Genomic DNA, 3,282 nt, shown 5'->3' on the forward strand with positions numbered 1-3,282 from the left:
AAAGTAGCTATACTTGCACTTGGAAAAGAAGCTTGTGAAGCTAAAGCTAAGGATATAGTAGATAATGGTGGATGTGCCATAGGAATAGAAGCTAACGTATTAGATAAAGAGAGTTTAAAAAGAGCTCATGATATAATTTTAGAAAAATTAGGACCATGCGATATATTAATAAATGGAGCTGGAGGAAATCATCCAAAGGGAACAACAACTAAAGAATACTTATTTGAAGAAGATTTAAATAATGAAGAATTAACAACATTCTTTGACTTAGATCCAAAAGGAGTAGAATTTGTATTTAACTTAAACTTCTTAGGAACATTACTTCCATCTCAAGAGTTTAGTAAAGATATGATAAACAGAGAAGGATGTACAATAATAAACATATCTTCAATGAATGCATATACACCGCTTACAAAAATACCAGCATACTCAGGGGCAAAGGCTGCAGTAAGTAACTTTACTCAATGGTTAGCAGTACATATGTCTAAAGTAGGAGTAAGGGTAAATGCTATAGCACCAGGTTTCTTTGTAACAGCACAAAATGAAAAGTTATTATTCAATGAAGATGGAACTCCAACTGAAAGAAGTAATAAGATATTAAATAGCACACCAATGGGAAGATTTGGAGAAGCCCAAGAATTAATAGGTACATTATTATATCTAGTAAGTGAAGATGCATCAGGATTTGTAAATGGTGTTGTTATACCAGTAGATGGAGCATTTTCAGCATACTCAGGAGTATAGGGGGATATTATGCTAGAAAGTATAAAAAAAGAAGGAATAGTAGCAGTAATTAGAGCAAAAGACCATAAGGAAGCTAAAGGATATATAAATGCTTGTGCAAATGGTGGAATAAGAGCTGTAGAATTAACATACTCAATACCTAAGGTTGTAGAACTTATAAATGAACTAAGAGATGACAAAAATCTTATATTAGGTGTTGGAAGTGTACTAAATGCTAAAATGGCTAAAGATGCAATATTAGCGGGAGCAAAATATGTTGTAAGCCCGGGGTATAGTGAAGAGGTAAACGATGTATGTAAAGAATTAAATACACTTTATTTACCAGGATGTATGACGGTAAGTGAAATAATGAATGCACAAGATAAAGGAAATAAAATGGTTAAGTTATTCCCAGGAGACGTATTTGGACCAAAGTATGTAAAGGCTATAAAAGCTCCAATACCAAATATTGAAATAATGCCAACTGGTGGAGTTGATATAAACAATGTGGAAAAATGGTTTGAAATGGGAGTTTCTTGTGTAGGAGTAGGAAGTTCACTATTTAATGCAGGAAGCTTAGAAGATATAGAAAACTTAGCTAAGGAATTTGTGGAGAAAATACAAAATGTCAGAAGCAAATAATAAAAAGGTTTTAGGTTTTGGGGAGGTAATGTTAAGATTAATACCTCCCAACAATAAAAAAATTATACAGTCAAACTCTTTTGAAGCAATTTATGGTGGTGGAGAAGCAAACGTTATAGCAAGTTTATCTTGTTTTGGTCATAAGACGAAGTTTGCAACTAAATTACCAGACAACTCACTAGGTGATAAAGTAATAAGAGATTTAAAAGGATTTGATATAGATACCTCTTCAGTCGTTAGAGGAGAAGGAAGACTAGGAATATATTTTTCTGAAATAGGTCATGGATATAGAAGTACAGAAGTTATATATGATAGAAAATACTCAGCTATATCTATGGCAAATAAAGAAGAATTTGATATCAAATGTATGCTAAAAGATGTAAGTTTAGTTCATATGTCTGGTATAACTCCAGCACTTAGCAAAGAGTTATATAACTTAGTTATAGATATTGCAAAATACTGTAAAGAAAATAGTATACTAGTGTCCTTGGATTCTAATTATAGAGCTAAGCTTTGGAGTTTAGAAGAAGCTAAAGGATTTTTAGAAAAAGTACTTCCTTATGTAGATATAGCATTTTTAGGAAAGTTAGATATGACAAACATATTAAAATATAAAGATAATGATTTAGACTTTGAAGATTCTCTTAAAGAGTTGTACAAAGAGTTATTTAAGAATTATCCAAATATAAAATATGCAGCATGTACTAAAAGAAGTGTTCATTCAATAAATAATAACTCATTAAAAGGTTATATATTTGATGGAAATGACATGCAAATATCAAGTGAATATACATTTGATATATTAGATAGAGTTGGTGGAGGAGATGCATTTACAGCAGGAATACTTCACGGAGTAATAAATAATATGGATTCAAAAAAGACTGTTGAATTTGGAGTTTGTGCAAGTGCACTAAAGCATTCTATAAGAGGAGATATAAATTTAGTAGACGAAGAATCTGTTATTAGTTTGATAGATAAAGGTCTACAAAATATAAAAAGATAATTGGGGGAACAGTAAATGGAAATGACGTTTAGATGGTATGGACAAGATGACCCTGTAAAAATAGAGTACATCAGACAAATACCAGGAATGAAAGGAATAGTTACAGCAATATATGATATACCAGTTGGAGAAGCTTGGCCAATTGACAAAATATTAGAACTTAAAAAGACTGTAGAAGACAATGGACTAAAACTTTCAGTAATAGAAAGTGTACCAGTTCATGAAGATATAAAGTTAGGACTTCCTACTAGAGATAAGTATATAGAAAACTACAAAGAAACATTAAGAAATCTTGGTAAAGCAGGAATAGAAACAGTTTGTTACAACTTTATGCCAGTGTTTGACTGGACTCGTTCAGATCTAAACTATGAACTTGAAGATGGATCAACTTGTCTTATATATGATGAAGAAACAGTTAAGAAAATGGATCCAGCACTAGGTGAATTAGAACTTCCAGGGTGGGACACTTCTTATGGAGAAGGTGGACTAGGAGCATTACTAGATCAATATAAAGATATAGATGAAGAAAAGTTATGGGAAAATCTTGAATACTTTATAAAAGAAATATTACCTGTAGCTGAGGAAAGTAACGTAAAAATGGCTATACATCCAGATGATCCACCATGGGGTATATTTGGACTTCCAAGAATAATAACTAACTTTGAAAATCTAGAAAGATTTATAAACCTTTATGATAGTGAATACAATGGTATAACTTTATGTACAGGATCACTTGGATGTACAAGTACTAATGATGTAGTAAAAATGGTTGAATACTTTGGTAAAGAAAAAAATAGAATAAACTTTGCACACTTAAGAAACGTATTAATAACAGGAGAAAGTAGTTTCAATGAAGTAGCTCATTTATCTGAGTGTGGATCGCTTGATTTTTATGAAATAGTAAAAGCATACTG

At 31.4% G+C, this 3,282-nt stretch carries 4 protein-coding genes; all 4 read left to right on the top strand.

Going from position 1 to position 3,282, the window contains the following annotated elements; genetic code table 11:
* A partial coding sequence (locus tag ABHC41_RS14555) for an SDR family oxidoreductase (RefSeq protein ID WP_347553583.1) occupies positions 1-744 on the top strand: 744 nt, incomplete at its 5' end.
* 9 nt (positions 745-753) lie between these two features.
* The gene (locus ABHC41_RS14560) at positions 754-1,365 is read left to right on the top strand and encodes a bifunctional 4-hydroxy-2-oxoglutarate aldolase/2-dehydro-3-deoxy-phosphogluconate aldolase (protein ID WP_347553584.1); all 612 of its coding nucleotides are present in this window, start codon (positions 754-756) and stop codon (positions 1,363-1,365) included.
* Entirely contained in the window at positions 1,349-2,368 is a 1,020-nt protein-coding gene (locus ABHC41_RS14565; protein WP_347553585.1) for a sugar kinase, read from the top strand. Before ABHC41_RS14560 ends, ABHC41_RS14565 begins: the two co-directional genes overlap by 17 nt.
* Before the next feature lie 15 nt (positions 2,369-2,383).
* A partial coding sequence (uxuA, locus tag ABHC41_RS14570; protein WP_271894474.1) for a mannonate dehydratase occupies positions 2,384-3,282 on the top strand: 899 nt, incomplete at its 3' end.

The sequence above is a fragment of the Romboutsia sp. 1001216sp1 genome (assembly GCF_039841805.1).
Lineage (GTDB): Bacteria > Bacillota > Clostridia > Peptostreptococcales > Peptostreptococcaceae > Romboutsia_C > Romboutsia_C hominis.